Here is a 25,664-nt window from a genome sequence, read left to right as displayed (position 1 = left end):
GGCCGGACTACCGCTTGACGTAGAGACCCGTCGGGATCTCCTCGTTGAAGCAGCGCTGGTAGTACTCGGCCACGGTGGAGCGCTCTGCCTCATCGCACTTGTTGAGGAAGGTCAGGCGGAAGGCGAAGCCGACATCGCCGAAGATCTTCGTGTTCTCGGCCCAGGTGATGACCGTGCGCGGGGACATAACCGTGGAGATGTCGCCGGCGATGAAGCCTGCGCGCGTCAGGTCGGCAAGGGCGACCATGGCCTCCACCTGCTTGCGGCCCTTGGTGTCGTTCTCGGCCAGGCCCAGCTTGGCCGTGACGATCTGGGTCTCCTGCGCATGCGGCAGGTAGTTCAGCGTCGCCACGATGTTCCAGCGGTCCATCTGGCCCTGATTGATCTGCTGGGTGCCGTGGTACAGGCCGGTCGTGTCGCCCAGGCCCACCGTGTTGGCGGTGGCGAAGAGGCGGAAGGCCGGGTGCGGCCGGATCACGCGGTTCTGGTCCAGCAGGGTCAGCTTGCCCTCGACCTCGAGCACGCGCTGGATGACGAACATCACGTCCGGCCGGCCGGCGTCATACTCGTCGAACACCATGGCGCAGGGATGCTGCAGGGCCCAGGGAAGGATGCCTTCCTTGAACTCGGTCACCTGCTTGCCGTCCTTCAGGACGATGGCGTCCTTGCCCACCAAGTCGATGCGGCTGATGTGGCTGTCCAGGTTGATGCGCAGGCAGGGCCAGTTCAGGCGGGCGGCGACCTGCTCGATATGCGTGGACTTGCCGGTGCCGTGATAGCCCTGGACCATCACGCGCCGGTTGAAGGCGAAGCCGGCCAGGATGGCGAGGGTGGTGTCGCGGTCGAACTTATAGGTGTCGTCCACCTCCGGCACATGCTCGGTGCGGACGGAGAAGCCGGGCACCGTCAGATCGCTGTCGATGCCGAAGACCTCGCGGACCGAGATCTGCCTGTCCGGCAAGTCGATCATGGGGCGGCTTTCGGCGATGCTGGCGACCTTGTTCATGGGCGGGTCCGGTTCCGTGAGAAGGTGGTGAGCGGCGTGCCTCGCGGTCAGGCCGCCTTCTGCTGCTGGGAGAGCGTGGCGAGGCGCTTGCGGATGAGGCTGTAGGCGCGATTGATGTCCTTCAGCCGCTCCTCCGACGACTTGTCGCCGCCGTTGGCATCGGGATGGTAACGCTTGGCGAGGTCCTTGTACCGCGCGCGCAGCCCATCTTCGTCGATCGGCCAGCCGAGGCCCAGAACATCGAGCGCGGCGCGAAGCTCCGGCGGGGCCTCCCTCGCGGTCTTCTTGGGCGTCGGCTTGGTGTCGGCGAAGAGGCCGAGCGGGTCACGCAGCGCCTCGGGCCCAAGATGGGCCTGCGCACCCAGCCGTCCAAGGGGCCAGGTGGGGCGCTGCCAGCCGGAATCCTCGCGCAGGTTCTGCTCGATCTCCTCCGGGCTCATGCCGCGGTAGAAATCCCAGGCCTGGTTGTAGGCCCGGACGTGCTCCAGGCAGAAATGATAGTAATCCCGCAGGCGGGAGCGATCGCGCGGGGCCCGGAACTCCCCGACGGCTTCGCAGCCGGGGGCGTCGCAGGGCCGCGAGGAGCTGCCGGGAGGGACGGTGGATCGGAGGGGCGTTGCGCCGCGTCGGGCCATGGTTGGGACCTTATGAGCGCAGGCGACTTTGTGGGCAAGGTACGAAACGTGCCTTCACACCCGCCTGCAAGACATGGAAAAACCTCTTGAATGAACACCAGCGAAACAGGCACGCGGGCCGAGCGCCTCCGCACCACCCTGCTGCACGCCTTCCCCGGGGCGGAGGTGACGGTGCGCGACGATAGCGGGCTCCATGCCGGCCATGCCGGGGCGCGGCCGGGAGGCGAGACCCATTACGCCGTGCGGGTGGTAGCCCCCGGCTTCGCGGGCATGTCCCGGCTGGCGCGGTCCCGCGCGGTGCATGCGGCGCTGGAGGCCGAGTTCGGCGGCGGGATGCACGCCCTGGCGCTGGAGCTGCGGGCGCCGGGGGAGGGCTGAGGCCGGTGCCGGCCTAGTCCGGCTCGGCCGTCCCGAAGCGCAGCGTCACGATCGGGCTGTCCGGCGCATAGGCGAAGCAGGTGCCGACCATCCGGTTCCGCGCCGCCTCGGCCGCCGCCGGATCCTCCTGCTCCTTCTTCCGGCGCACCGGATAGATGGTCTGGAAGGCGACGGTTGCCATCTGGGCAAGCATTTCCCGCAAATGGGTGCAGCCATGCACCCCGCCCACCCGCTCCTTCACCGCCCGGGTGAAGCCGGGACCGATCCGCACCCCCTCCAGCGCCGCGAAATTCGGCGCCGCCTGGGGGCAGATGGAATAGGGCGAGAAATCCGTGGCGGCCTCGCAGGCGACGATCAGCAGATCGTCATCCACCGTCAACCGGATCCACATGCCGTGCAGCGCCTCGCCGGGCTGGATCGTGCCGCGGTCCAGGTTGCCGAAGGCATAGGTCTTCGTATCGACGAGATGCCCCTCGATATCGAAGAGGCCATCGGCGCGGCGGTAGCCGTGCATGGTGATGTCGCGCCGGTGAAGGTCTTCCCGGTCGGTGGGGGGGGAAAGCGGCATGGTGCGGTGCAAGGTAAGCGCCGGGACCGCAATTAGCCATAGCTTCGCCGATGGCCGGCCCGAAACGGGCCCGCCATCCGGACGCGGGGCGGATCACTCCGCCCCTTCGTCCCGCAGCAAGGCCTCCACCGCCGCGGGAGGAACCTCGGCCGTGGTGAAGACCGCCCCGGCGCCGCGCATCAGCACGAAGCGCAGGGCTCCGTCGCGCACCTTCTTGTCCTTGTGCATCCGGCCAATCAGCGCCTCCGCCGAGAAGCCGCGCGGCAGGTCCCGCAGCCGGGCAGGCAGGCCGACCATGGAGAGATGCTCCATCACCCGCCCCGGCCATTCCTGGGAGCAATGCCCAAGCCGCGCCGAAAGCGCCGCCGCCAGCCCGAGGCCGACCGCCACCGCCTCGCCATGGAGCAGGGTGCCGTCATAGCCGCATTCCGCCTCCAGGGCATGGGCGAAGGTATGGCCCAGGTTGAGCAGGGCCCGGCCGCCCTCCGGCGCCTCCTCCCGCTCGTCGGCCACCACCACCCCGGCCTTGAGACGGCAGGATTCCAGCACGGCATGGCGCAGCGCCGCCGGGTCACCCTGCATGGCCGCCGGGCCATGGGCCTCGCACCAGTCCCAGAGGGGGCCCTGGAGGAGACCGTGCTTCGCCACCTCGCCCCAACCCGCGCGCAGCTCGCGCAAGGGCAGGGTGGAGAGGGTGCCGGTATCGGCCAGCACGATCCGCGGCTGGTGGAAGGCGCCGGCCAGGTTCTTCCCGGCCCGGAGGTTCACCCCGGTCTTGCCGCCCACCGAGCTGTCCACCTGGGCCAGAAGGGTGGTCGGCATCTGCACGAAGGGCAGGCCGCGCAGGGCGACGGCGGCCGCGAAGCCGGCCAGGTCCCCCACCACGCCGCCGCCCAGGGCGATCACCGTGGTACCGCGGTCAGTGCCGGCGGCAAGGATGCGCTCCAGCACATCCTCCAGCACGGAAAGTCGCTTGGAGCCCTCGCCCGGCGGCACCGTCACCTCCGCCCGGATCTCGAAGCCCGCCTCCGCCAGCCCCGCGCGCAGTGTGGGCAGGTGAAGGGCGGCGACGGCGGCATCGGAAACGACGGCGACGCGGCGGGAGGGGAGATGCGGCGCCAGCAGCCCGCCTGCGCGGGGAAGCAGCCCGCTGCCCACCACCACCTCATACGGATTGGCGGAAAGGGCGACGGGAAGGCGGGCCGGGGGCTGCCAGCCGGCAATGGCCTGTTCGACGCGCAGCGTGGTTTCCTCCGGTGTGTCCTCGCCGCAATCCAGCGAGAGGTCGGCCTCGGCATAGAAGCGGGCGCGGGCAGCCATCAAGTTGTGCAGCACCTCATCCGGATCCTGACCGATGAAGAGTGGCCGGTTGCTGCGCCCGGCGATGCGGCGCTTCAGCGCCGGGATGTCGGCGCGCAGCCAGAGGGTGAGGGCGCCGGCCTCCCGCAGCGCCTGGCGCGTGCGGGGATCGACATAGGCGCCGCCCCCCGTGGCCAGCACCACCGGCGGCCCGGCCGCGATGCGGGCGATGACGCGGCGCTCGCCATCGCGGAAATGCGCCTCGCCATAGCGGGTGAAGATCTCGGCAACGGTGAGCCCGGCGGCGTTCTCGATCTCGGTATCGGCGTCGAGGAAGGGCAGGCCGAGCCGCGCGGCCAGGCGGCGCCCGATGGCGGATTTCCCGGCGCCGGGCATGCCCACGAGCACGATGCTCCTGTCCGGCGGCACCGAATGGCTGGGGGAGGGGGACCCGTCCGGCGCCTCATCAAGGCACGGCTGGGAAATGAGGGGATCGGCGAGGTTGCGTGACACGGCGAGCGAGGCTAGCACAGCCCGGCCGCCGCGTCGTCCCGGGGGGCTTGTCCGCCGGACCGCCATGGCAGACGACCCCGGCCGATCTGCCTGGCGACGAGCCGATTTCGGGAAGCCGACCGCCCTATGTTCCGACGCCCCCTCCTGCTGCTGATCTTCCTGCTGATCATCGCGGTCGTCGGCACGCTGCTGGCCGTCGGCGCCTTCCCGCCGGGCGTGACGCAGCAGCCGGTGGAGCGCGTGCTGCCGAACGAGCGCTTCGGCACCCGCTGATCCACGCCTGACGCGGCTGCGGGCGTGAATCGCCACCTCGAAGCCTTCCTGGAGATGCTGGCGGCCGAGCGCGGCGCCGCCCGCAACACCCTGGCCGCTTATCGCTCCGATCTTGAGGACGCCGCCGGCTTCGCCATGCGCAAGGCGGGGGAGCGGCCCGAGGCGATGAGCGCGGAGACGCTGCGCCGCTATGTCGGCGGGCTGACCGATGCCGGGCTCTCCCCCCGCACCGCCGCCCGGCGCCTTTCAGCCCTGCGCCAGTTCCAGCGCTTCCTGGCGCGGGAGGGCGTGCGTGCCGACGACCCGACCGAGGCGCTGGACAGCCCCCGCAAGCCCGCCCTGCTGCCCCGCCCGCTGCGGGAGGAGGAGGTGGAGGCGCTGATCGCCGCCGCCGGGCGCCTGCCGGAGAAGCGCGCCCCGCTGGCCGTGGCCGTCTGCGAACTCCTCTATTGCTCCGGTCTGCGCGCGAGCGAGCTGGTGGAATTGCCCGCCACCGCCCTGCGGGAGGATTCGCCACTGGTGACCGTGCGCGGCAAGGGCGGGAAGGAGCGGCTGGTGCCGATCAGCGCCCGCGCCCGGCAAGCCGCCCTGGCTGCCCGGGCCGGTGCGAAGGGCAGCGAGGCGTCACGCTGGCTTTTTCCCTCTCGCGGTTCCTCTGGGCATCTGACGCGGCAGAGCCTGAACAACCTGCTCTGCGAGGCCGCCCTGGCCGCCGGGATCGATCCGGAGCGGGTCTCGCCGCATGTGCTGCGGCATTCCTTCGCGTCCCACCTGCTCGGCCGCGGCGCCGACCTCCGCAGCCTGCAGGTCCTGCTGGGCCATGCCGACATCGCCACCACCCAGATCTATACCCAGGTCCTGGAAGAGCGCCTGCGGACCCTGGTGGAGCAACATCACCCCCTGGCCCGCCCTTAAGCTCGACGAATTAGAAGGGGGGCCGGGGGGGTACCTCCCCCCCGGCCTTCCATTTCCGTCAGCGCCCCCCCGCGATCGGGATCAGCGCGCCCGTCAGATAGGCCGCCTCCCCGGAAAGCAGCCAGAGGATGGCCTCCGCGCATTCCTCCGCTGTCCCGATCCGCCCCGCCGGCACCGCCGGCGCGAGTTTCGCCAGCCGGTCGCCGACGCCTGCCGCCGCATGGATCTCGGTGTCGATCAACCCCGGCAGCAGCGCGTTCACGCGGATGCCTTCGGGCGCCAGCTCCTTCGCCAGGCCGATGGTGAGGCTGTTCACCGCGCCCTTGGCCGCCGCATAGCCCGTCCATTGCCCCGCGCCGCCGAGGGTGGACGCGACCGAGGAGAGATTGACGATCGAGCCGCCCTTCCCGCCATGGCGGGTGGACATGCGCCGCAACGCCTGCTGGGTGCAGAGCATGGTGCCGGTGACATTGACGTCGAGGATGCGGCGCAGCGTCGCCGCGTCGTAATCCTCGGAGCGCGTGGCGGGGCCGGTGATGCCGGCATTGTTCACCAGCCCGGTGAGGGGGCCGAGTTCGCTGTCCAGCGCCGCGAACATCGCCTCGACCTCGTCCTCCCGCGAGACATCGGCGCGGCCCAGGGCGGCGCGGCCGCCGCCGGCGCGGATCTCGTCCACCACGGCGCGGGCGCGATCCTCGCGCTCCGCATAGTTCACGAAGACCGCATGGCCACGCCGCGCCGCGAGCCGCGCGGTCGCGGCACCGATGCCGCGACCGGAACCCGTTACCAGAATCACACCCGCCACGCGGCTTCTCCTTCCTGACTTCGACCTGGGCCTGAAGCTATTCCACCTGCAGCTTCAGCTCCGCGACCAGCGGGCGCACCCGGGCCACCTGCTCGCTCACCGCCTGGCGCAGCTCGGCCGGGCTGGAGCCGACCGGCTCGGCGCCCACCTCCGCCATGCGGCGGCGCACATCCGGATGGGCGGAGGCCGCGGCGATCTCGCGCTGGAGGCGGGCGATGACCGGCTCCGGCGTGCGGGCGGGGGCGAAGAAGCCGTTCCAGCCGCGCAGCTCCATGTTCGGGAATCCCTGTTCCCGCACCGTCGGCACGTCGGGCAGGGCGGCGGTGCGCTCGGCGGCGAGGGTGGCCATCGGCTTCAGCGTGCCGCCGCGCACATGGGGCAGGGCGGTGGAAAGCTGGTCGCCCCCGAACTGGATGCGCCCGGCGACCATCTCCTGCACCAGCGGCGCGGCGCCGCGGAAGGGCACATGCTCCATGGAGATGCCGGCGTCGCGCTTCAGCACCTCGCCCGCCAGGTTCATGATGCTGCCCGGACCGGTGGAGCCATAGAAAACGCCCGTCTGTCCCGGGGTCTTGGCGAAGGCGACGAACTCGCGCAGGTCCCGCGCCGGCACGGCGGCCGAGGCGACCAGCAGCATCGGCACGTTGGCCGCCAGCGACACCGGGGCAAAGTCGCGCTCGATGTCATGCGGCGCACGATTGGCAAGCTGCAGCGCCGCCGTGGTGGAGGTGAAGGTGAGATTGTGGAAGAGCAGCGTGTAGCCATCCGGCGCCGCCTTCGCGACCACATCCGCGCCCAGCGAGCCGCCTGCGCCACCGCGATTCTCCACCACCACCGGCTGGCCGAGGCCCTCCGTCATGCGCTGGGCAAAGAGGCGCGCGAGCATGTCGGTGGTGCCGCCAGCAGGGAAGGGCACGACCACGCGGATCGTCCGGTCCGGGAAGGCGGCCTGGGCACGGGCCCCGGCGCCGGGCCAGGCGGTGGCAAGGCCGGCGCCGAGCAGCAGGCTGTTGCGGCGGGTGAGCAAGGGCATCGCGATCCTCCGTTGCCGCCCGTGTTCCCGGGCAGTTTCGGAAGAGCGTAGATTGTTTCCTTGCGTGACAGGAAGACTTTGAAACGGCAGCGGGAACCACCTGGACCGGCGCGCAACCCCGCGATCCGGGCTGGCAGCTGGCGTGACGCGGGCGGCTGCGCTAATCCCCCCACGCCCCCGAACCGGACTTTTGGATGCGTCATTTCCTGGATTTCGAGAAGCCGATCGCCGAGCTGGAAGGCCAGATCGAGGAGCTCCGCCGGACCACCGATGCCGGCGGCATCGATGTGGCGGACGAGATCGGCAAGCTGCGCGACAAGGCCGAGAAGCTGCTGGCCGCGACCTATGCGAAGCTCACCCCCTGGCAGAAGGCCCAGGTGGCGCGGCATCCGGACCGTCCGAAATGCCTCGCCTACATCGCCGGGCTGATCGAGGAGTTCACCCCGCTGGCCGGGGACCGCGCCTTCGCCGACGACCAGGCGATGGTGGGCGGACTTGGCCGCTTCCGGGGGCAGGCGGTGATGGTGCTGGGGATCGAGAAGGGCTCCGACACCGAGAGCCGCATCAAGCATAATTTCGGCAGCCCGCGGCCGGAGGGCTACCGCAAGGCGCGGCGCCTGATCGAGCTGGCGGGCCGCTTCAACCTGCCGATCCTCTCCTTCGTGGATACGGCCGGCGCCTTCCCGGGCGTGGAGGCCGAGGCGCGCGGGCAGGCCGAGGCCATCGCGCGCTCCATCGAGGCGGGGCTGGAGGCGCCGGTGCCCTTCATCGCCACCATTATCGGCGAGGGCGGCTCGGGCGGCGCCATCGCCATCGCCGCGGCGGACCGGGTGCTGATGCTGGAGCATTCCATCTACAGCGTGATCAGCCCCGAGGGCTGCGCCAGCATCCTGTGGCGCGACGCCGCCCAGGCCGCGACGGCCGCCGAGGCGCTGCGCCTGACGGCCGAGGACCTGAAGCGCCTGAACCTGGTGGATGCCGTGGTGCCCGAGCCCATGGGCGGCGCGCATCGCGAGGCCGCCGGCATGGTGGCGAAAATGGGCGACCGCATCGAGGCCAGCCTGGAGCCGCTGCTGGCGCTGGATGGCGCCACGCTGAAGGCGCGGCGCCGCGAGAAGTTCCTGGAAATGGGTCGTACAGGGCTGATGTGACCGCCCAGCCCCGTCCGCCCCGGGTCTTCGCCTTGCGCCTGCTGGCGCTGGCGGCGTTCCTGGCGGTGGCGGGGATCGCGCTGCTGGGCATTCCGGGCGCGGTGTGGCTCGAACTCGCCTCCCCGCTGGCGGGGCTGTTCACCGAGCATCGCGCGGAGGCGGATGCCGGCTGGCCCATGGCCATCCTGCACAGCCTGCTCTGGCCCTGGTGCCTGCCGCTCGCCTATCTCGGCGCCGTCGCCGTGCTGCCGCGGGGACGGCGCGTGCTGGCCACCCTCGCCGGCACGGCCGGCGCGGCGCTGCTGCTGGCGACCGCCTTCCAGCTCGCTGCCGGCCGGATCTGATCCCGCTTCGGCGCCCTTACCAATGGCGGTGCCGCGGGCCGTAATGCCGGTCGCGGTAATAGCCGCGGCCCCGGTAGCCCCGGTCGCTCCGGTCGCGCCCGCTGCCAGCGATGACGGCGCCGGCCACCGCGCCGAGCACGCCCGCCGCGACCGCCGTGCCGACCACGGCATTGTTCTGCTGCTGCTCCTGCGCCGCCTCGTAATTCGCGGCGGGCGCCAGGTTCTGGTAGTCGTAACACGCTTGCTGGATGCCCTGCTGGCAGGCATAGGCGGCGTTGTTCGCTTGCGTCTGATAGGGACCGGAGCCCACCGGCGTGCAGGCACCGAGGGTGCTTCCGGCCGTCAGCAGTGCCATCAGCCGGAAGGCGAAGCGTTGTCGTGACGTTGTCATGGCGACCGGGTTTCCTTTCCGTTGCTTTATGAAGCCAACGCCTTTTAAGCCCGGCGGTTCCGGCCCCGTCGCCACAGCATAGTCGCCGCCGGCCGGACCCGCGACCCGGCCGGTTCCGTGCGCTTCACGCGGCGCCCGTCTGCTCCCGCGCCAGCAGGTTTCGCTTGCGCTCGATCCCCCAGCGATATCCCGAGAGACCGCCATCGCTGCGGACCACGCGGTGGCAGGGAATGGCAACGGCGATTGCATTCGCCCCGCAGGCCGCACCCACCGCGCGCACCGCGCCCGGCGCGCCGATGCGCCGCGCGACCTCGGCATAGCTCACCGTTTCACCGGGCGGGATCTCGCGCAGCGCCTGCCAGACGCGCTGCTGGAAGGCCGTGCCGCGCAGGTCGAGCGGAAGGTCCAGCCCGATGCCCGGCGCCTCCACGAAGCCGACCACCTGCGCCACCAGCGCCTCGAATTCCGCATCGCCGCCGATCAGCCTGGCGCGGGGGAACCGGTCCTGCAGGTCGCGAAGGAGTGCCGCCGGATCGTCACCTATCAGGATGGCGCAGACGCCCCGCTCGCTGCGCGCCACCAGGATGGCGCCGAGCGAGCACTGGCCGATGGCGAAGCGGATTTCCGCATGGGCGCCGCCGGCCCGGTAGTCGGAAGGTGTCATGCCGAGCATCGCATCCGCCTGTTCGTAGAAACGGCTGCTGGCATTGAAGCCGGCGCCATAGATTGCCTCGGTGACGCTTTCCTGCCGCCCCAGCGCCTCCCGCACGCGGCGGGCGCGATGCGCATCGGCATAACCCTTGGGGGTGAGGCCGGTGACGGCGCGGAAAAGGCGGTGGAAGTGGTGCGGACTCAGCGCCGCTTTCTCCGCCAGCTCGGCGAGGGGAGGCGTCTCCTCCGCTGTCTCGATCAGCCGGCAGGCGTCGGCTACCAATGCTGCCTGCCGCGCCCGTAGCGGGGGCTGGTTCGGCTGGCAGCGCAGGCAGGGGCGGAAGCCGGCGGCCTCCGCCTCGGCCGGGGTGGCGTGGAAGCGGATGTTGCGCGGATTGGCGCGCCGGGCGGCGCAGGAGGGGCGGCAATACACCCCCGTCGTCCGCACGGAATAGACGAAGCGCTCATCCGCCGCGGGATCGCGGGCGAGCAGCGCGGCCCAGCGGGGGTCGCGCTCCGCCGGGGTGCCGCCCGGCTGCGGGGTGTTCATGCCGTCCATGGCCGGTGCCTTTCCGATGCCCTGGGTCATGCACCCAATCTGGCCCTTCCGCACACGCGCCGCACTCCGGCCCTTGCGGCCAAATCCGATCAGGGCGTGAAGGGACTAGGGCGTGAAGGTCTGCGTCGCCTTTGCCTCCGCCTCGATCCCGCGCCAGTCATAGCGCATCGGCACCATTTCGCAGGCCGACCAGGGGATGTTCTGGTCGGCGTAATGCGGGCTGCCCGGCTGGCCGGAGGTCCCGTGGAACACGGCCCATCGGCTGGCCTCCCAGTTCCCGACATCGAAGGCGTAGCGCGCCAGCGGACCATAGGCGGCGGCAGGCCCTGCGGTGCAGACCACCCCATCGGCCAGCACCGTGTCCCCATCGCCGCCGATGGGCAGCGCCGGCGGGTCCAGGAGCGCGGCGGAATCGGGGAAGAGCGGGGAGAGGGGATGGATGAAGCGCGGCCGATGCGCCTCGCCCCAGGGCTGGGTCGGGGTCGTGGCCGCCTGGGCCAGCGCCGCCCCGATCGCCTGCTCCCAACTCCAGCCACCGAGCATCGAGGCGTCATCCGCGCGCAGCAGCGCCGGCAGTGCCCACCACAACTGGTTCTGCGGCGCGACACCAGGTGAGGGCGAAAGCCAGGGATGGCCGGAAAGCCCCGCCAAGCCGCTGCGCTCCGCGAGGATTGCCGTCAACGCTCGGCGCAGCGCGATATAGGCGGAGGCCGCCTCGCTGCCCGCCGTCATCCGCCCGTCCCAATCCAGCAGCCGCGCATGCATCGCCGCCTGCGCCGCATCCGACCGCACGGGAAGGGCCGCCAGCCGTTCCCGCAGAAGCAGGGCGATGGGGGAGAGCGTGTCGCCATGGATGGCGCCCGCCGCCTCCGGCGCATGCGGTCCCTCAGCCAGCAACTCGGCGATCCGCCGCGCGCGATGCGGCGGGTGGCAATCGGTGCAGAGGTAGTCGGGGTGGCTGTCATCCACCACGCGGTTGTTGGCGGTGACGATCACCCCACCTGGCGGATTGATCGCCACCGGCATGTCCTCATGCGCGATCCAGCCCTGCCATTCATGCTCCCCGGTCCAGCCGGGCACGGGCAACCAGCCATTGCTGCGCGGGCGGCGCGGCACCTTGGCGCGTACGAGATGGCCGATATGGCCGGAGATATCCGCGGCGACCAGATTGTGGTCGATCACGCCCCAGCCGCGCGTTGCCGTGAACAGCTCCTCCACCCCGCCAGTGCGCAGCATGCGTGGCAGGCAGTCGAAGGAATGGTCCGTTTCCGCGAACTGCACGGATCGGAGCGCCAACGCCGTGCCATTGCCCGGATCGCCCGCAATCACCGGCCCATGCACGGTTTCGACGATATCGATCGTGCGGGGAGCAGCGCCGCGCACCTGCACCGTCTCGGTCCGGCGCGTCACTGGCTGCCAGCCACCGGCCGTCTGCGTCTTCGCGCCCGCTGCGTCGAAGCGCTCCAGATACAGGTCGTGGATGTCCATGAAGGCGTGGGTCACGCAATAGGCGACGCGGCCGTTATGCGCGAAATGCGGGAAGCCCGGCACGCCCGGCACCGTCAGCCCGATCACGTCGAAGGCGTCGCAGGCCAGGTGGTGCTGCGCATACATGTTCGGGACCTCAAAGACCCGGTGCGGGTCCCCGGCCAGCACCGGCCGCCCCGTGGCGCTACGCGATGGTCCCACCGCCCAGTTATTGCTGCCGCCGCCCGTGGCATCGGCCCCGGAGGCCTCCAGCAGCGCCGTGATGGCGGGCGCCAGCGCCGCCAGATCGGCCTGCCAGCGCGCCGCCTCCACCCCGGGAGGAATGCAGAGCAGGTCCCGCCCACCATCGTCGTAGCGCAGCTTCGCCGCGTTCTCCGCACCGACAACGGGCAGGGCCGCGGCGCGCCAGAGCTTGAACCACACCGAACCCATCAGCAGGCCGAGGCGCCGCATCACCGCGATGGGATGCCAGGGTTCCCAGGGCTCCGGCTGGGTGCCGAGCAGCCCGTATTCCACCGGGAGCGGCGCGCCGGAGGAGAGAAAGGCGTTCACCCCGGCCACATAGGCGGCCAGCATGTCCCGCGCCTCGGGCGAGGCGGCCTCGTGGTCGCGGCGGCTTGCTGCCTCGATGCCAAGGCGGTGGGCGAGCGCATCACTGTCGGCCGCCGGGGCGCCCAGCCATTCCGCCGCGCGGCCCAGGGCGCGGCGGCGGTTCAACTCCATCTGGAACAGGCGGTCCTGCGCATGCACCGCGCCGAGGGCGAAGAAGGCATCGGCCTCGCCCTTGGCCTGGATATGCGGGATGCCCCAGGCATCGCGATGGACCGTCACCGGCGCCTTCAGCCCCGAGAGGCGCAGCGGCCCGGAGAGGGGCGGCAGGGCGGCTTGCAGGGCCGCGGCATCGAGAGGATGAGGCATGAACGAATCCGAGGCTTGTTGACCGCAGGATGATATATCAAATAGGCGATGGAGCCGAAGAGATCGTGGAGACCCTCGATATTGTCAGCGGCGAGCACCCGCCTGGAGCCACGAGCCCAGTCCCCGGCCCGATGGCCGGAGTTGGGGCGCGCGTCATGAGCGCGGACCCGCTGGGTTCCCTCGCGCCGGTCGGCCGCGACAATCTGGCCGGCCGCGTCTATGCCGAGTTGCGCGCCGCCCTGATGGAAGGGCGCATGTCGCCGGGGCAGCGGCTCAAGATCCGCGACCTCGCCGCCGCCATGGGTGTCTCGGAAACCCCGGTGCGCGAGGCGGTGATGCAGCTGGTGCGGGAACGCGCGTTGCGGATGGAAGCGGCCAAGGCCATCACCGTCGCTGGGCTGACGCTGGACCAGTATCTGGAGCTGCGCACCATCCGGTTGGAACTGGAAGGGTTGGCCGCCGAGGCCGCCGCGCTGCGCATCTCCCCGGAGGCGATCGAGGAGCTGGCGGTGGCGCATGAGGCGCTGGTCGCGGCCGAGGCGGCGGGCGACGCCCCCGCGGCCAACCGCGCCAACTGGGCCTTCCACCACGGAATCCACCGCGCGGCGGCGATGCCGGAGCTGCTGGCCATCATCGAGGGGATCTGGCTGCGCAACGGCCCGACGCTGGCGCATCTCTACCCGCATGCGCCGCCGACCTATCCCGGCCGCCACCGGCATCTGGACGTGCTCGAAGGGCTGCGCGCCCGCGACCCCACCACCACCCGCGCGGCGCTTTCGGCCGACATGATCGAGGGCGGTGCCGGGCTGGTGCGCCGCCTGCGCGAGTTGGAAGAGGCGGCGCAGCCGTGATGCGGGGCCGGCCGGGAACAGAAAGGGGCGTCCCGGCCTGAAGGGACGCCCGGAGAGGGGATGCCAGGTGAAGCGCCAAGCGATCCGCAGCGAGACTGAGTGGTTCCGGCTGGATTCCGACGAGGCTGACTGGGCTGCCGAGGACCCCGCCGATCTCGCCCGCTGGATGGAGCAGCTGCTCGTCATCCGCCGCTTCGAGGAGAAGATCCTGGAATTGCACGGCCAGGGGCTGATCCATGGCCCGGCCCATGCCTCCATCGGGCAGGAGGCGGGGGCGGTCGGCGCCATGTCCATCCTGGACAGCGGGGACAAGATCAACGGCACGCATCGCGCGCATCATCAGATCCTGGCCAAGCTGCTGAACCATGCGACGCCCGCCGGCTACGACCCGCGCCATGACGCGCCCGTGCCCGAGGCCGGGGCGCTGGTGCAAGGTGCGATGGCCGAGATCATGGGGCTGCGCACCGGCTTCTGTGGCGGGCGTGGGGGTTCCATGCATATGCGGCACGCGGAATCAGGTGTGGTGGGCAGCAGCGCCATCATCGGCGGCAACGTGCCTCATGCGGTAGGCTACGGCCTGGCCGACAAGGTGCTGGGGCGCGACCAGATCTCGGTCGTCTTCTTCGGCGACGGCACGCTGATGGCGGGACAGACGCTGGAAGCGATCAACCTTGCCGCCCTCTACACCCTGCCGGTCATCTTCTTCCTGGAGAACAACTTCTATGCCGTTTCCACCCATGTGAAGGAGCAGACGCGCGAGACGCGGCTGACGGGGCGTGGCGCCATGTTCGGCGTGCCCTCCATCGAATGCGACGGGATGGACGTGCTGGCCGTGCGCCGCGCGATGCAATGGGCGGCGGAGACCATCCGTTCCAAGGGCGGGCCGGTCTTCATCGAAGCGGTCTGCTACCGCTTCCTGCACCAATCCGGGCCGCTTCTCGGCAGCCAGCTTGGCTATCGCTCGAAGGAGGAGGAGGCGGAATGGCGGGCGCGGGACCCGCTGGTGACCATGCCCGAGCGGCTGAGATCGATGGGCGTGCTGGACGATGCGGGCCTGGCCGCGCTGGAAAGCCGTGCCCGCGCGGTGGTGGAGAATGCGGCTGCCGCGCTGACGGAGACCGACCCTGGCGCCAACGCGCCGCGCGTGCGTCCCGGCCTCTACCCGAAGCCGGAGGAGGTGGACCACGGCATTCGTGGCGATCTCTCCGAGCTGCGCAGCGAGACCTTTCGCGAGGCCGCTTCGGTTCCCGCCGAAGCGGCGCGCGAGATGAAGTATATCGACGCCATCGCCGCCACCCTGCTGCGCAATATGGAGCGCGATCCACGCATCGTGGTGATCGGGGAGGACATCCACCGGCTGCGCGGCGGCGTCTCCGGCTCCACCCGCGGCGTGATGGAGCGCTTCCCCGAACGTGTCTTTGCGACGCCCATTTGCGAGAACGGCTTCACCGGCATGGCGCTGGGCGCCGCGCTCTGCGGGCTGCGGCCTGTGGTGGACATCATGTTCGGTGATTTCACCATTGTGGCCGCGGACCAGATGTTCAACGGCATCGGCAAGTTCGCGCATATGTTCGGTGGCGGCTTCGGCATTCCGCTGGTGGTACGGGCGCGGGTGAACCCCGGGGCCGGGTACGGCTCGCAGCATTCGATGGACCCATCGGCGATCTTCGCCATGTATCCGGGCTGGCGCATCGTCTCGCCCTCCACGCCGCATGACTATGTGGGGCTGATGAATGCCGCGCTGCGCTGCGAGGATCCGGTGCTGGTGATCGAGCATCAGGACCTGTTCCAGACCAGTGGCCCCGTGCCGCAGGATCTCGATTACTGCGTCGAGCTCGGCAAGGCGCGCACCGCGCGGCCCGGCAGCGCCTGCACCGTGCTCACCTATGCCGCGATGGTCCGCGCCAGCGAGGAGGCGGCCGCGGAGACCGGCATCGATGCCGAGATCATCGACCTTCGCACCCTGGATCCGCGCGGCCTGGACTGGGCTGCTGTGGAGGCAAGCATCCGCCGCACCAACCGCGTGCTCATCGCCGAGCAGACGGCGCGCGGCACCTCCCATGGCGCGCGGCTGGCGCAGGAGGTGCAGGAGCGCTGTTTTGACTGGCTGGATGCGGAGATCCTGCGCGTCTCGGGCAGCGAGGCCGCGCCCGTGGTGTCGAAGCCGCTGAACATGGCCGCGCTGGCCGATACCGCGAAGGTGGCTGCAGGCATGCGGCGCCTGCTGGCCTAAGCCCGAACGCTACGGACAAAAATGGAAAGAAGGCCGGGGGGATACCTCCCCCGGCCTTCCTTTCACCCCCGCAACTTCAGTCCCTGCACCCGCACCAGCCCATCCGGCATCGCCCGCAGCCCCTCCAGCCGCGAGGAGCCGCCATGCAGCACCCGCGAGTGCCAGAGATAGATGTAGGGGCGGTCCGTCAGCAGCACGCGCATGGCGCGTTCATAGGCGGCGGCGCGGCGGGCCGGGTCCACGCTCGTGCGGCCCTCGCGCAGCGCCGCGTCGGCTCCGTGTGAGCAATACTTCCCGCCATTCAGGCTCTCGCCGCAGGCGTTGAAGCCCCAGAGGTTTCCGTCCAGGTCCACGCGGCCCGACCAAGCGATGAGCAGGCTTTCGAAATCGCCGGATGTCCATTGACGCAGCAGCGTCGCCGTCTCGATCACCTGCAACTCGATGTCGATACCGGCCTCGGCGGCCATGGCCTGAATGACCTCGGCGGCCTGGGTGTATTCGCTCGTGTTGGGAACCGACATGCGCATCTTCACGCGGCCGGTGAAGCCGGCCTCGCGCAGCAGGGCGCGGGCGCGGTTCAGGTCCCGGGCGGGAACGGGCAGGGACTTCACGTAGTTCGGGCTGGCGGGCGAGACGGACTGGTTGCCGGGCAGGTACTGGCCGTCGAAGGCCACCTGCACCAGCGCCGTGCGGTCGATGGCCAGATCCAGTGCCTCCCGCACGCGGCGATCGCGGCCGATCGGCGTCTCGGCGCTGGCGCCATTCGCGACGTTCACGGCAATGTAGACGCTGTTGAGGCTCGGCACGCTCGCGATCTGCACGCGGCGGTCGCCGCGCATCTCCGGCAGGTCGGTCGCGGCCACGCGCTCCACCACCTCCAGCGTGCCGGAGCGCAGGTTGGCGGCGGTGACGGTGCTGTCGGTGATGGGGCGGTAGACCACGCGGTCGAAATGGATGTTGGCGGCGTCCCAGTATTCGGGGAAGCGCTCCAGCTCGATCCGGTCCTGGGCCACGCGGCGGACAAAGCGGAACGGCCCCGCGCAGGAGGGCTCGCGCGCGAATTCCTGGTTCACCCGCCCGGCGGCGCGTGGCGAGACGATCATGCCGGCGCGGTCGGACAGCGCGGCCAGCAGCGGGGCGAAGGGCTGTTCCAGCCTGAGCGTCACCTCCAGCGGACCGGTCGCCACCACCTCCCGTACCGGGCCCATCTCGCCGCGGCGGGTGGAGCCGGGCGTTTCGAGATGGCGTTTCAGGCCGGTGACCACCGCTTCGGCGTCCATGTTGGCGCCGTCATGGAAGCGGACATTGGGGCGCAGCGTCAGGACGAGGCGGCGGCCTTCGTCCTCCCAGCGCCAGGCGGTGGCGAGCTGCGGAACGAAGCGGAGTTCCGCATCCACCTCGATCAGCTTGTCGCACATGGCGGCGAAGACCTGCCGGCCGGCAAGGCTGCGGGAAAGAGTGGGGTCCAGCACGTCGGGATCGCTGACGATGCCAATCCGCAGGGTCTGGGCCGGGGCCGTGCCCGCCCAGAGAAAGGCGGTAAGGCCGAGTGCGGCAAGGCGGGACCAGCGCATGCGGAATCCTCAAAGGATGGTTGCTCAAAGCCTGCCCATAACGATCCCGCACATCAAACGAGAAGCGATGGGCCGCCGCCCTCTCGCCGCCAGGGCAGGTTTCCGGGCCGACGCGCGAAGCGCGCGCCGGCCTTCGTGCCTAGACCGAGACTTCCCAGAAGATCGGAAAGCTCGAGCGGGGCAGGCCCTTCAGCCGGTCACGGTAGCCGGCCGGGCGCGCGAACTGGCCCCACATGAGGTTGGGCACCAGCTCATAGGCGATGGTCTGGATCTCATCGGCGAGCCGCTTCTTCTCCGCCATGGTCTCGGCCTTCGCGAATTGCGCGAGCAGCGGCGGGATGCGGTTGTCGCAGCTCCAGCCGGGGTAATCGGCGCAGGTGCTGGCGATATAGAAGTGGTTGAGTGGCGAGACCATGTCGATGCCGTTGGAATAGACGGGGAATATGGACCAGCCTTCCTTGTTGGCGCGGCGTGCGAGCACCGTGCCCCAGTCCATCACCTGCTCGTCGACGGTGAAGCCGGCCTCCTTCATCGACTGCGCCAGCACTTGCGCGGCGGTCTGGGAGATGGAGGCGGAGACCTGCAGCATCACCACCGGCTCGCCCTTGTAGTTCGTGCGGCGGAGCATCTCGCGCGCCTTCGCGACGTCGAAGCGGGCGGCCTCGCTGCCCGCCTTCGTCTCCAGCGGCGCGTCGCACATCCAGAAGGAGGTGCAGTCGGATTTCGCGAAGCGGGCCGGGATGCCGATGGCCTGCATGATGCTCTTCTGGTCCACCAGATGCAGCATCACCTTGCGGATCTCGGGATCGGCAAAGGGGCCGCTCGCATGGTTCAGGCGGAAATTGCCCTGGAACATGTGGATGCCGGTGAGGCCCATCAGCTCCACGCCGCGTGCGCGCTCCAGCCGCGAAAGCTGGTCGAAGCCGAGATACTGCACATAGTCGACCTCGCCGACAGCCAGCGCGCTGGCGGCGGTGCCCTCATCCGGCATCACGCGCAGGACCAGGCTGTCCACCTTCACGCGCTTGCCGCCCGCGAGGAAGTCCGGCGCCTCCTCGCGCGGGACATAGTTCGGGTTGCGGTCCAGCACCATGCGGTCGCCGGCGCGCCACTGGTTCTGGCGGAAGATGAAGGGGCCGGAGCCGATGATCTCGGTGATGCGCCCGTTGCCCGCGGCCTCGATCACGCGTGCGGGCAGGATGAAGGGCACGGGCGCGTTGGGCTTGCCCAGCACGTCGAGCAGGAGCGGGAAGGGCTCCTTCAGCACCAGGGCAAAGCTGTTGGCGTCCCTCGGCTCGACCGAGGCGGTGACGGCCTGCAGCATGCGGCCGAGCGGATCGCGCGGCATCCAGCGCTTGAGGGAGGCGACGCAGTCGGCGGCGGTGACGGGCGCGCCGTCATGGAACTTCAGCCCGTCGCGCAGGGTGAAGGTCCAGGTCAGGCTGTCGGGCGAGGTGGTGTGGGAGCGCACCATCTGCGGCCGGATCTCGCCATTCTCCGCCATGGCGAAGAGCGTGTCCCAGACATGGTAGCCAAAGGTGCGGGTGATGGCGGCCGTGGTCGCATAGGGGTCGAGGATCACCACCTCGGATTCGAGCACCAGCGTCAGCGTGCCCGCGGCCTGCGCTGCGCGGGGAAGGGCGGGCAGTCCGGCGGCGGCGAGTCCGGCGATGGCACCGGCACGCATCAGGGCGCGCCGCCCGGGGGGCTGCGTCAGCATGGCGATTTCCTCTGGGGCTGGATGGAAGACGGCGCGCGGAAAAGCCACCGCCTGACGCGGTGTCGGGGCTCGACGGTCCTGGACGCGGAGTCGGGCATGCGGTGGCTCCTTGGAAGCCTTGTCAGAACGATATATCACATATCGAGCGTTCGGCTCCAGCGGGATCGACAGCCCGCGCCGGCGCAGGGGACCGTCCGATGCCGAATGATGACCTGCTCTTCCTCACCGCGCGCAAGGCGGCGGCGTTGATCCGGCGACGGGCCTTGTCGCCCGTCGAGTATGTGGATGCCGTGCTGGCAGCTGCCGAATCGGCGCAGCCGCGGCTGAACGCCTTCGTCACGCTGGTGCATGAGCAGGCGCGGGCGGCAGCACGGGCGGCCGAGCAGGCCGTGATGGATGGTGCGACGCTCGGGCCGCTCCATGGCGTGCCGGTGAGCGTGAAGGACCAGGTGGACACGGCGGGAATCCGCACCACCCATGGCTCTGCCATCTTCGCCGAGAACGTGCCGGCGCGGGACGACATCACCGTCACCCGGCTGCGCGAGGCGGGGGCGATCCTGATCGGCAAGACGCGGATGCCGGAGTTCGGCCACAAGGGCCTGACGGACGGGCCGAGTTTCGGCGTGACGCCCAATCCCTGGGATCTGTCGCGCACCTCCGGTGGATCGAGCGGCGGGGCGGCGGCCGCGCTGGCGGTCGGGCTGGGGCCGATCGCGCTCGGCACGGATGGCGCGGGTTCCATCCGCATCCCGGCAGCCTGCTGCGGCGTGGTGGGGCTGAAGCCGACCCTTGGGGTGGTGCCCTGGGAGGCGGCGGCGGATGCCTTCGGCAACTACACCTATGCCGGGCCCATGGCACGCAGCGTGACGGATGCGGCGGTGATGCTCGGCGTGATCGCCGGGCCCAGCCCGCGCGATCCGTGGAGCCTGAACGCGCCGCCCGTCACCGCGCTTTCGGCCGGGCTGATTGGCGGGGATCTCTCGGGGCTGCGCATCGGCTTCCTCGAGCGCACGGCCAATCCGCGGCTGGACCGGGATATGGAGGCGAATACCCGCGCCTCGCTGGATGCGCTGGCGGCGATGGGCGCGGAGGTGGAGCCGGTGACGGAGTCGGTCGACTGGATCGAGTTCCCGGGCCGCGTCATGTATCAGGGCAACTTCGCCGTCGCGATGGCCAAGCACCTGCCGGAATGGCGGGACCGGATGGACCCCGTGCTGCTCGCCTTCATGGAGCGGGGGGAGGGGTTCAGCCTCGCCCAATTCCGTCAGGCGCAATATGCGCGCACCGGGCTCTTCCGCGCGGTGCAGGCGCTGCTGGAGCGGTATGACGTGCTCGTCTCGCCCACCCTGACCCGCACCGCCCTGCCGGCGGATTTCGACGCCGCGAACGACGAGGTGGAGGTCGAGGGCGAGAAGTCCGGCATCACCCGGCAGGGGTGGAGCGCCTATGTCTATCCCTTCAACCTCACCGGTCATCCGGCGCTGACCGTGCCCTCCGGCTTCGCCGCGGACGGGCTGCCCACCAGCGTGCAGATCGTGGGGCGCTGGGGGGCGGATCTGGACGTGCTGCGACTCGGCGCGCTGCTGGAGGCGGCGCGGCCCTGGAACGGGCGTCGGCCGCCCGGGGCGTGAAGGACCGCCGCAGCCGATCGGCCAGAGGATCGTTGCGCTTGGGAGGGGCGGCCTGCGACCCTCCGCTTCCCTGTGGTAAGGTCCGCCGGCATGGATGATCTCCGCTCCTCCCCCAGCCCCATCCACCCGACGCGCCGGCTGATGCTGGCGGCGGCGATCCTGTCGGCGGGGGCAGTGCCGGCCTTCGCGCAGGCAGCGCCGGCCGAGGTGGTGGAACGGTTCCACGCGACGCTGATCGAGGTGATGCGCGATGCGCGCCGGCTCGGCGTGCGCGGCCGATTCGATCGGCTGCGCCAGGCCATGGACGCCGCCTTCGACCTGCCGGCCATGACCCGGATCGCGGTTGGCCCAGCTTGGACGCGGATGACGCCGGAGCAGCAGGCGCAGCTGACGCAGGCCTTCTCCGAATGGTCCATCGCTACCTATGCCAACCGCTTCAATGGCTATGCGGGCGAAAGCTTCACCACGGCCGGCACCACGCCGCTGCAGAGCGGCGACCAGCTTGTCCGCACGGCGCTGAACCGCGTGAACGACACGCCCGTGCATCTAAGCTACCTGACTCGCCGTTCCGCAGGCGGCAACTGGCGGATCGTGGATGTGTACCTAACGGGGACGATCAGCGAGCTGGCCTCGCGCCGTTCGGAATTCGCCGCGATTCTGCGCGCGGATGACGGGCCGGAGCGGTTGGCGGCGGATCTGCGCCGGCGCTCGGCGGAACTCCTCCAGGGCTGAAGGCTGGAGCATTGGACGTGCACTTACGTGCATGTCCAATGCCCGGCTTCCTGTTCGGAGAGTGGAGTTCGATCCTGCGGCGACCCGTACTAGCGGGCCGCGCCGGGGTCCTCCAGCACGTCGAGCCGGTCGCCCGTGTCGCCGCTGCGGCCCAGCTCCGCGTCGCGGCGCTGCTGCCAGACGCTGCGGAGTCGTGCATAGAAGTCGAGCGACCCGCTGCGGAGTGCGTCCAGCCCCTCGATGTTCTGCTCGCGCGTGTCGATGCCGTCCACGACGACGCGGGCGACGTCACCCTCGAAGGGCAGCAGCCAGTTGATCGGATTGAGGAAGCCGTCGCCCACCGTGCCCACCAGGTCACGCGTGTTGGAAGGGCCGACCAGGGGCAGCATGAGATAGGGCCCGCCATCGACGCCCCATGTGTGCAGCGTCTGGCCGAAGTCGCCGCTGCGGCGCTCGATGCCCCAGGGCGTCGCGACGTCGAAGAGACCGCCGAGCCCGATGGTGGAGTTGAAGACGAAGCGTAGGGTGGTGTGCCCCGCATCGAGCAGCCGGCCCTGGAGGATGTTGTTCGCCAGGATCCGCGGCTCCTGCATGTTCGCGAGGGCGTTGCGGACGCCGGTGCGGGCGAATTCGGGCACCACTTCGCGGTAGCCGAGGGCCACCGGCCTGAGCACCGCATCATCGATGGCGAGGTTCACGTCCAGGACCTCGCGATTGACCGGCTCAAGTGGATCGCCGGGCGTGCTCGCTTCCATGCCCTCCCGGGTTGCGCAGGCCCCGAGTGAGAGGGCCAGGGCGAGGACGACCGCGAGGTTCTGATGGCGCATGGATGAAGCATAATGGCCGGAACATGGCCGCACAGCCGCGATTTGCGCACGAGCCTGTGATGGTGCCCCGCCGGGTTGCTAGGGCGCGGGCGGGCGGGCGAGCAGGGCGGGGCGGAACAGCAAGGTCACCAGCAATTCCCAGCCCAGCGAGACCATGAGCAGCCGGCCCATGCTGGCGGTGCCGGGATGGCTGGAAAGCCACAGGGCGCCGAAGGCGGTGGCGGTGGTCATGGCGCTGAAGACCACGGCGCGCGTCAGGCTGGATTGCAGCAGGTCGTGCTCGCCCGCGCGCCAAGCCATCACGAAATAGATGTTGAAGGCCACGCCGATGCCGAAGAGCAGCGGCAGGGCGATGATGTTGGCGAAGTTCAGCGGCAGGTCGAAGACCACGCAGGACGCAAAGGTGAGCAGTCCGCTCAATAGAACGGGCAGCATGGTCAGCACCACATCGCGCACCCGGCGCAGCACCAGGGCGAGCAGCAGCGTGATCGCCAGGCCCGAGAGCACGCCGGCCTGGAGGAAGGCGGTGACGATGCTGTCGCCGGCTTCGCGGATGGAGATGGGCGGTCCGGTGGCCTCCGGGGCAACGGCCTGCACGGCATCGGAGAAGCGGCGGAGGGTTCCGTTGTCGTTCGAGTCGCCGCGGGGGAAGAGTTCCAGCCGGGCGCGGCCGTCCTTCGTGATCCAGTCTGCGACGAGATCGGGCGGCAGGGTTTCGGCGGTCACGGGCCCGGCCTGGAGCAGGTCGCGCGTCTGGTCCAGCATGATCTGGAGAGGCGTGACCAGCGCCTCCGCGGCGGTGGCGCGGGCGGAGGGCGGGGCGGTGCGGAGGCGGTCCAGCGCATCGGCCAAGCGGCGTGCCGCAGCGGCGGGCGGGTCCGTCTTCCCGGCCGCCGCCTGCCGCAGCGACTCCGTGGTGGAGGTGAGGGTGCGCAGGATCTCCGCATCGGTGGGGGGCGGCAGCGGCTCCAGCGCCTCCAGTACGGGGCTGAGGAACATCGCGGCATCCTGGATCAGCGCCAGCTTCTCCTCCTGCTGGGAGGGGATGAAGCTGCTCAGCGTGACCGTGCGCGCCACCTCCGGCAGGGTCCCGAGCCGCCGCCCAAGCGCATCCGCCTCGGCCAGGGAGGGGGCCAGGATGCTGATCGTGTTGGGCGTACGGTCCGGATCTGACATCAGGTCCCGCAGAGTCGACATCGACTCGACCTTCGGGCTGCGGAGATGCAGCGGGTTGAAGTCGAAGCGCAGCATCGGGAGCAGCGCGACGCAGCCGAGGGCGGCGAGGCCCGCAATGGCCAGGACCGCGGTGCGGTTCCGCGTCAACGCCGCCTCGACCGGGGCAAGGGCGGGGTAGCCCATCTCCGCCAGTCCGCGCGGCGGCGGGCGCAGCAGGACCAGCAGGGCTGGGAGCAGCGTGACGCTGAGGGCGAGCGCGACGACCATGCCGAGGCCCGCGATCGCGCCAAGCTCGGCGACGCCGATATAGGTGGTGGGCAGGAAGGCAAAGAAGCCGACGGCGATAGCCACCGCCGCAAGGGCCAGGGCGCGGCCGACGCCACGGCCGGCGGCCGCCAGTGCCTCCTTCAGCTCGGGATGGACCAGGCGCTCGGCGAGGCAGCGCACGCTGAGCTGGATGCTGAAATCGACGCCGAGGCCGACGAAGAGCGGGATGAAGGCGACGGAGATCAGGTTGAAGCGGCCGGTGGCCAGCAGGCCGAGCCCGGCGGTGACCACGAGGCCGAGCAGGGTGGTGGCCAGGATGGCAATCACGAAGCGCACCGAGCGGACGGCGTGCCAAAGGATGCCGATCAGGGCCAGCAGCATGGCGCCCGTCACCAGCTCGGCATCATCGGCGAGGGAGGCGAATTCCTCGTCAGCCAGGGGCACTCCGCCGGTCAGGCGCAAGGTAATGCCGTGCTCGGGGGTGAGGCCGAGGTCCCGCGCGGTGCGGCGGATGGCTTCGCCCGCCGCGGCGCCGGGCTGGAGGGCGCCGTAGTCCATCACCGCCTGCACCAGGACGAAGCGGCGCGTCTCCTGCGGCCCCGGCGGCTTGCCGGCGAAAAGGCTTCGCCAGGAGAAGAAGGCAGGCCGGCCTTCCGCGGCCGCCTGGAGCGGGACGGCGAGGGCTGTCATGGCGGGTTCGAGATCGGCCAGGGTCGCATCGCCGCGCGCGACCCCCTCCAGCGCGTTGGTGAGGCTGGTCAGCACGCCGCGGAGGCTGGGATCGGCCGCCAGCGGGCCGAGGAAGGGCTGAGCGCGGATCAGCTGCTCGGTCGTCGCCTGGACATCTTCCAAGGGGCGCAGCAGCAGGCCGTTGCGGCGGAAGAAGGGGCCGCCATCGGGTTGCCGGGCGCTGCGGAACAGGTCCGGCTGGCCCTGCAAGGCAGCGGTGAGGCGGGCGGCGGCGGCATCGGCCAATTCGGGCGTGGCACCGTCGATCACCGCCAGGATGAGGTCCTTCTGCTGCGGGAAGGCGGCGGCATAGGCGATCTCCCGCTGCCGCCAGGCTTGGTCGGTCGAGATCAGCTCGGCGGTGTCGGTGGTCATGGCGAAGTGGCGCGTGGTGTAGAGCAGGGCGCCAAGGGTCAGGAGCAGGGCCAGGAGAAGCGTGACCCAGGGATGGCGGCAGCTGGCGGCGACGATCCGGCCGGTCAGCGAAGGCTGTTGGGGCACGTCGGCGCCTCGCATTGGGCGATCAGGGCGATCGGCGGTTCAGTTCGGGCGGCAAGGTCCGAGGCGCGGCCAAGCCGTTTCCCCGATACACGATCGTCCGCGGGGAAACCAAGGGGAGGGCAGGGCGATGGCCCCTCCCTTCACGCTCTCACGGGCAGTGTTGTTGTGCTGTGTCCGAGTGTGTTGCGGGCGGCTTGTGCGATCTGTGGGGCGTTGAGGCCGGCGGTGTCGTACTGTTTTTTGGGTGTTTCGTGGTCGATATAGAGGTCGGGCAGGGTGAGTGGGCGGAAGCGCAGGCCGCCGTCGAGCAGTCCGGCATGGGCGAGGTGGTGGGCGACGAGGCTCCCGAAGCCGCCCACCGAGCCCTCTTCGACGGTGAGCAGGACGGCGTGGTTGCGGGCGAGGCGCTCGACGAGTTCGGTGTCGAGCGGCTTGGCAAAGCGCGCATCCGCCACCGTGCAGGACAGCCCCTGGGCGGCGAGTTCGTCGGCCGCGC

Annotated in this window: 23 protein-coding genes; 9 read left to right on the top strand and 14 right to left on the bottom strand. The window is 70.5% G+C overall.

The window, feature by feature from the left end:
* Positions 1-7: 7 nt before the first annotated feature.
* Both cobS and GSE44_RS16475 read right to left on the bottom strand, forming a co-directional pair.
* On the bottom strand, positions 8-1,006 hold the full coding sequence (gene cobS / locus GSE44_RS16480; RefSeq protein WP_159349927.1) for a cobaltochelatase subunit CobS: 999 nt from the start codon (positions 1,004-1,006) through the stop codon (positions 8-10).
* A 47-nt stretch (positions 1,007-1,053) separates the two neighbouring features.
* Positions 1,054-1,641, bottom strand: a complete 588-nt coding sequence (locus tag GSE44_RS16475) for a J domain-containing protein (protein WP_159349926.1) — start codon at positions 1,639-1,641, stop codon at positions 1,054-1,056.
* 90 nt (positions 1,642-1,731) lie between these two features.
* On the opposite strand from GSE44_RS16475, the gene GSE44_RS16470 reads away from it, so the two are divergent.
* Positions 1,732-2,019 (top strand): BolA family protein, encoded by a 288-nt coding sequence (locus GSE44_RS16470; RefSeq protein WP_159349925.1) that lies wholly within the window; start codon positions 1,732-1,734, stop codon positions 2,017-2,019.
* Between the two features lie 13 nt (positions 2,020-2,032).
* Here the strand turns inward: GSE44_RS16470 and GSE44_RS16465 are convergent, their stop codons facing one another.
* Positions 2,033-2,587: a DUF2889 domain-containing protein gene (locus GSE44_RS16465; RefSeq protein ID WP_159349924.1), complete on the bottom strand. Its 555-nt coding sequence runs from the start codon at positions 2,585-2,587 to the stop codon at positions 2,033-2,035.
* Between the two features lie 93 nt (positions 2,588-2,680).
* The gene (gene aroB / locus GSE44_RS16460) at positions 2,681-4,399 is read right to left on the bottom strand and encodes a 3-dehydroquinate synthase (RefSeq protein WP_235924889.1); all 1,719 of its coding nucleotides are present in this window, start codon (positions 4,397-4,399) and stop codon (positions 2,681-2,683) included.
* A gap of 126 nt (positions 4,400-4,525) precedes the next feature.
* On the opposite strand from aroB, the gene GSE44_RS25355 reads away from it, so the two are divergent.
* Together GSE44_RS25355 and GSE44_RS16455 are read left to right on the top strand one after the other, a co-directional pair.
* The gene (locus tag GSE44_RS25355) at positions 4,526-4,672 is read left to right on the top strand and encodes a hypothetical protein (RefSeq protein WP_201306108.1); all 147 of its coding nucleotides are present in this window, start codon (positions 4,526-4,528) and stop codon (positions 4,670-4,672) included.
* A gap of 24 nt (positions 4,673-4,696) precedes the next feature.
* Positions 4,697-5,587 carry a tyrosine recombinase gene (locus GSE44_RS16455; RefSeq protein ID WP_159349922.1) on the top strand — a complete coding sequence of 297 codons (891 nt, stop codon included), beginning with the start codon at positions 4,697-4,699 and terminating at the stop codon, positions 5,585-5,587.
* A 58-nt stretch (positions 5,588-5,645) separates the two neighbouring features.
* Here GSE44_RS16455 and GSE44_RS16450 read toward each other — a convergent pair whose 3' ends face one another.
* Both GSE44_RS16450 and GSE44_RS16445 read right to left on the bottom strand, forming a co-directional pair.
* On the bottom strand, positions 5,646-6,392 hold the full coding sequence (locus GSE44_RS16450; RefSeq protein ID WP_159349921.1) for an SDR family oxidoreductase: 747 nt from the start codon (positions 6,390-6,392) through the stop codon (positions 5,646-5,648).
* Between the two features lie 37 nt (positions 6,393-6,429).
* On the bottom strand, positions 6,430-7,425 hold the full coding sequence (locus tag GSE44_RS16445) for a Bug family tripartite tricarboxylate transporter substrate binding protein (RefSeq protein ID WP_159349920.1): 996 nt from the start codon (positions 7,423-7,425) through the stop codon (positions 6,430-6,432).
* A 194-nt stretch (positions 7,426-7,619) separates the two neighbouring features.
* Here GSE44_RS16445 and GSE44_RS16440 point away from each other — a divergent pair, with 194 nt between their 5' ends.
* Both GSE44_RS16440 and GSE44_RS16435 read left to right on the top strand, forming a co-directional pair.
* Entirely contained in the window at positions 7,620-8,576 is a 957-nt protein-coding gene (locus GSE44_RS16440) for an acetyl-CoA carboxylase carboxyltransferase subunit alpha (RefSeq protein ID WP_159349919.1), read from the top strand.
* Positions 8,573-8,920, top strand: coding sequence for a hypothetical protein (locus GSE44_RS16435; protein ID WP_159349918.1), 348 nt, complete (start codon positions 8,573-8,575; stop codon positions 8,918-8,920). The genes GSE44_RS16440 and GSE44_RS16435 overlap by 4 nt, the downstream gene beginning before the upstream one ends.
* Positions 8,921-8,936: 16 nt before the next feature.
* Here the strand turns inward: GSE44_RS16435 and GSE44_RS16430 are convergent, their stop codons facing one another.
* From GSE44_RS16430 to GSE44_RS16420, 3 genes are all read right to left on the bottom strand, one after another.
* Positions 8,937-9,311: a hypothetical protein gene (locus GSE44_RS16430; RefSeq protein ID WP_159349917.1), complete on the bottom strand. Its 375-nt coding sequence runs from the start codon at positions 9,309-9,311 to the stop codon at positions 8,937-8,939.
* Positions 9,312-9,435: 124 nt separating this feature from the next.
* The gene (gene ada / locus GSE44_RS16425) at positions 9,436-10,551 is read right to left on the bottom strand and encodes a bifunctional DNA-binding transcriptional regulator/O6-methylguanine-DNA methyltransferase Ada (protein ID WP_457852167.1); all 1,116 of its coding nucleotides are present in this window, start codon (positions 10,549-10,551) and stop codon (positions 9,436-9,438) included.
* A gap of 75 nt (positions 10,552-10,626) precedes the next feature.
* The gene (locus GSE44_RS16420) at positions 10,627-12,927 is read right to left on the bottom strand and encodes a penicillin acylase family protein (protein WP_159349916.1); all 2,301 of its coding nucleotides are present in this window, start codon (positions 12,925-12,927) and stop codon (positions 10,627-10,629) included.
* Positions 12,928-13,082: 155 nt separating this feature from the next.
* On the opposite strand from GSE44_RS16420, the gene GSE44_RS16415 reads away from it, so the two are divergent.
* Positions 13,083-13,778, top strand: coding sequence for a GntR family transcriptional regulator (locus GSE44_RS16415; protein WP_159349915.1), 696 nt, complete (start codon positions 13,083-13,085; stop codon positions 13,776-13,778).
* A gap of 67 nt (positions 13,779-13,845) precedes the next feature.
* Positions 13,846-16,011 (top strand): alpha-ketoacid dehydrogenase subunit alpha/beta, encoded by a 2,166-nt coding sequence (locus GSE44_RS16410; RefSeq protein WP_159349914.1) that lies wholly within the window; start codon positions 13,846-13,848, stop codon positions 16,009-16,011.
* Positions 16,012-16,073: 62 nt separating this feature from the next.
* On the opposite strand, the gene GSE44_RS16405 is transcribed toward GSE44_RS16410, so the two are convergent.
* Positions 16,074-17,585 (bottom strand): ABC transporter substrate-binding protein, encoded by a 1,512-nt coding sequence (locus GSE44_RS16405; RefSeq protein ID WP_159349913.1) that lies wholly within the window; start codon positions 17,583-17,585, stop codon positions 16,074-16,076.
* A gap of 139 nt (positions 17,586-17,724) precedes the next feature.
* The gene (locus tag GSE44_RS16400; RefSeq protein ID WP_235924888.1) at positions 17,725-19,305 is read right to left on the bottom strand and encodes an ABC transporter substrate-binding protein; all 1,581 of its coding nucleotides are present in this window, start codon (positions 19,303-19,305) and stop codon (positions 17,725-17,727) included.
* 197 nt (positions 19,306-19,502) lie between these two features.
* Here GSE44_RS16400 and GSE44_RS16395 point away from each other — a divergent pair, with 197 nt between their 5' ends.
* Both GSE44_RS16395 and GSE44_RS16390 read left to right on the top strand, forming a co-directional pair.
* Complete coding sequence (locus tag GSE44_RS16395; RefSeq protein ID WP_159349912.1) at positions 19,503-20,936, top strand: amidase; 1,434 nt, start codon at positions 19,503-19,505, stop codon at positions 20,934-20,936.
* 90 nt (positions 20,937-21,026) lie between these two features.
* The gene (locus GSE44_RS16390) at positions 21,027-21,668 is read left to right on the top strand and encodes an ABC transporter substrate-binding protein (protein ID WP_159349911.1); all 642 of its coding nucleotides are present in this window, start codon (positions 21,027-21,029) and stop codon (positions 21,666-21,668) included.
* 89 nt (positions 21,669-21,757) lie between these two features.
* Here GSE44_RS16390 and GSE44_RS16385 read toward each other — a convergent pair whose 3' ends face one another.
* The 3 genes from GSE44_RS16385 to GSE44_RS16375 all read right to left on the bottom strand — a co-directional run.
* On the bottom strand, positions 21,758-22,495 hold the full coding sequence (locus tag GSE44_RS16385) for an MlaA family lipoprotein (protein ID WP_159349910.1): 738 nt from the start codon (positions 22,493-22,495) through the stop codon (positions 21,758-21,760).
* Positions 22,496-22,573: 78 nt separating this feature from the next.
* Positions 22,574-25,168, bottom strand: coding sequence for a hopanoid transporter HpnN (gene hpnN / locus GSE44_RS16380; protein ID WP_235924887.1), 2,595 nt, complete (start codon positions 25,166-25,168; stop codon positions 22,574-22,576).
* A gap of 140 nt (positions 25,169-25,308) precedes the next feature.
* Positions 25,309-25,664 (bottom strand): transketolase C-terminal domain-containing protein (locus GSE44_RS16375; protein ID WP_328799088.1); only part of this gene is annotated, 356 nt, incomplete at its 5' end.

This window comes from Muricoccus harenae (assembly GCF_009848505.1).
Lineage (GTDB): Bacteria > Pseudomonadota > Alphaproteobacteria > Acetobacterales > Acetobacteraceae > Roseomonas > Roseomonas harenae.
Note: the sequence above shows the minus strand (reverse complement) of the source record. Positions and strands in the feature narration are given on the sequence as shown.

Bases quoted from the DNA above. Each gene is read 5' to 3' on its own strand.
- cobS (WP_159349927.1), bottom strand. From the start codon at position 1,006: ATGAACAAGGTCGCCAGCATCGCCGAAAGCCGCCCCATGATCGACTTG.
- GSE44_RS16475 (WP_159349926.1), bottom strand. From the start codon at position 1,641: ATGGCCCGACGCGGCGCAACGCCCCTCCGATCCACCGTCCCTCCCGGC.
- GSE44_RS16470 (WP_159349925.1), top strand. From the start codon at position 1,732: ATGAACACCAGCGAAACAGGCACGCGGGCCGAGCGCCTCCGCACCACC.
- GSE44_RS16465 (WP_159349924.1), bottom strand. From the start codon at position 2,587: ATGCCGCTTTCCCCCCCCACCGACCGGGAAGACCTTCACCGGCGCGAC.
- GSE44_RS25355 (WP_201306108.1), top strand. From the start codon at position 4,526: ATGTTCCGACGCCCCCTCCTGCTGCTGATCTTCCTGCTGATCATCGCG.
- GSE44_RS16445 (WP_159349920.1), bottom strand. From the start codon at position 7,425: ATGCCCTTGCTCACCCGCCGCAACAGCCTGCTGCTCGGCGCCGGCCTT.
- GSE44_RS16440 (WP_159349919.1), top strand. From the start codon at position 7,620: ATGCGTCATTTCCTGGATTTCGAGAAGCCGATCGCCGAGCTGGAAGGC.
- GSE44_RS16430 (WP_159349917.1), bottom strand. From the start codon at position 9,311: ATGACAACGTCACGACAACGCTTCGCCTTCCGGCTGATGGCACTGCTG.
- ada (WP_457852167.1), bottom strand. From the start codon at position 10,551: ATGACCCAGGGCATCGGAAAGGCACCGGCCATGGACGGCATGAACACC.
- GSE44_RS16420 (WP_159349916.1), bottom strand. From the start codon at position 12,927: ATGCCTCATCCTCTCGATGCCGCGGCCCTGCAAGCCGCCCTGCCGCCC.
- GSE44_RS16415 (WP_159349915.1), top strand. From the start codon at position 13,083: ATGAGCGCGGACCCGCTGGGTTCCCTCGCGCCGGTCGGCCGCGACAAT.
- GSE44_RS16405 (WP_159349913.1), bottom strand. From the start codon at position 17,585: ATGCGCTGGTCCCGCCTTGCCGCACTCGGCCTTACCGCCTTTCTCTGG.
- GSE44_RS16400 (WP_235924888.1), bottom strand. From the start codon at position 19,305: ATGCTGACGCAGCCCCCCGGGCGGCGCGCCCTGATGCGTGCCGGTGCC.
- GSE44_RS16395 (WP_159349912.1), top strand. From the start codon at position 19,503: ATGCCGAATGATGACCTGCTCTTCCTCACCGCGCGCAAGGCGGCGGCG.
- GSE44_RS16390 (WP_159349911.1), top strand. From the start codon at position 21,027: ATGGATGATCTCCGCTCCTCCCCCAGCCCCATCCACCCGACGCGCCGG.
- GSE44_RS16385 (WP_159349910.1), bottom strand. From the start codon at position 22,495: ATGCGCCATCAGAACCTCGCGGTCGTCCTCGCCCTGGCCCTCTCACTC.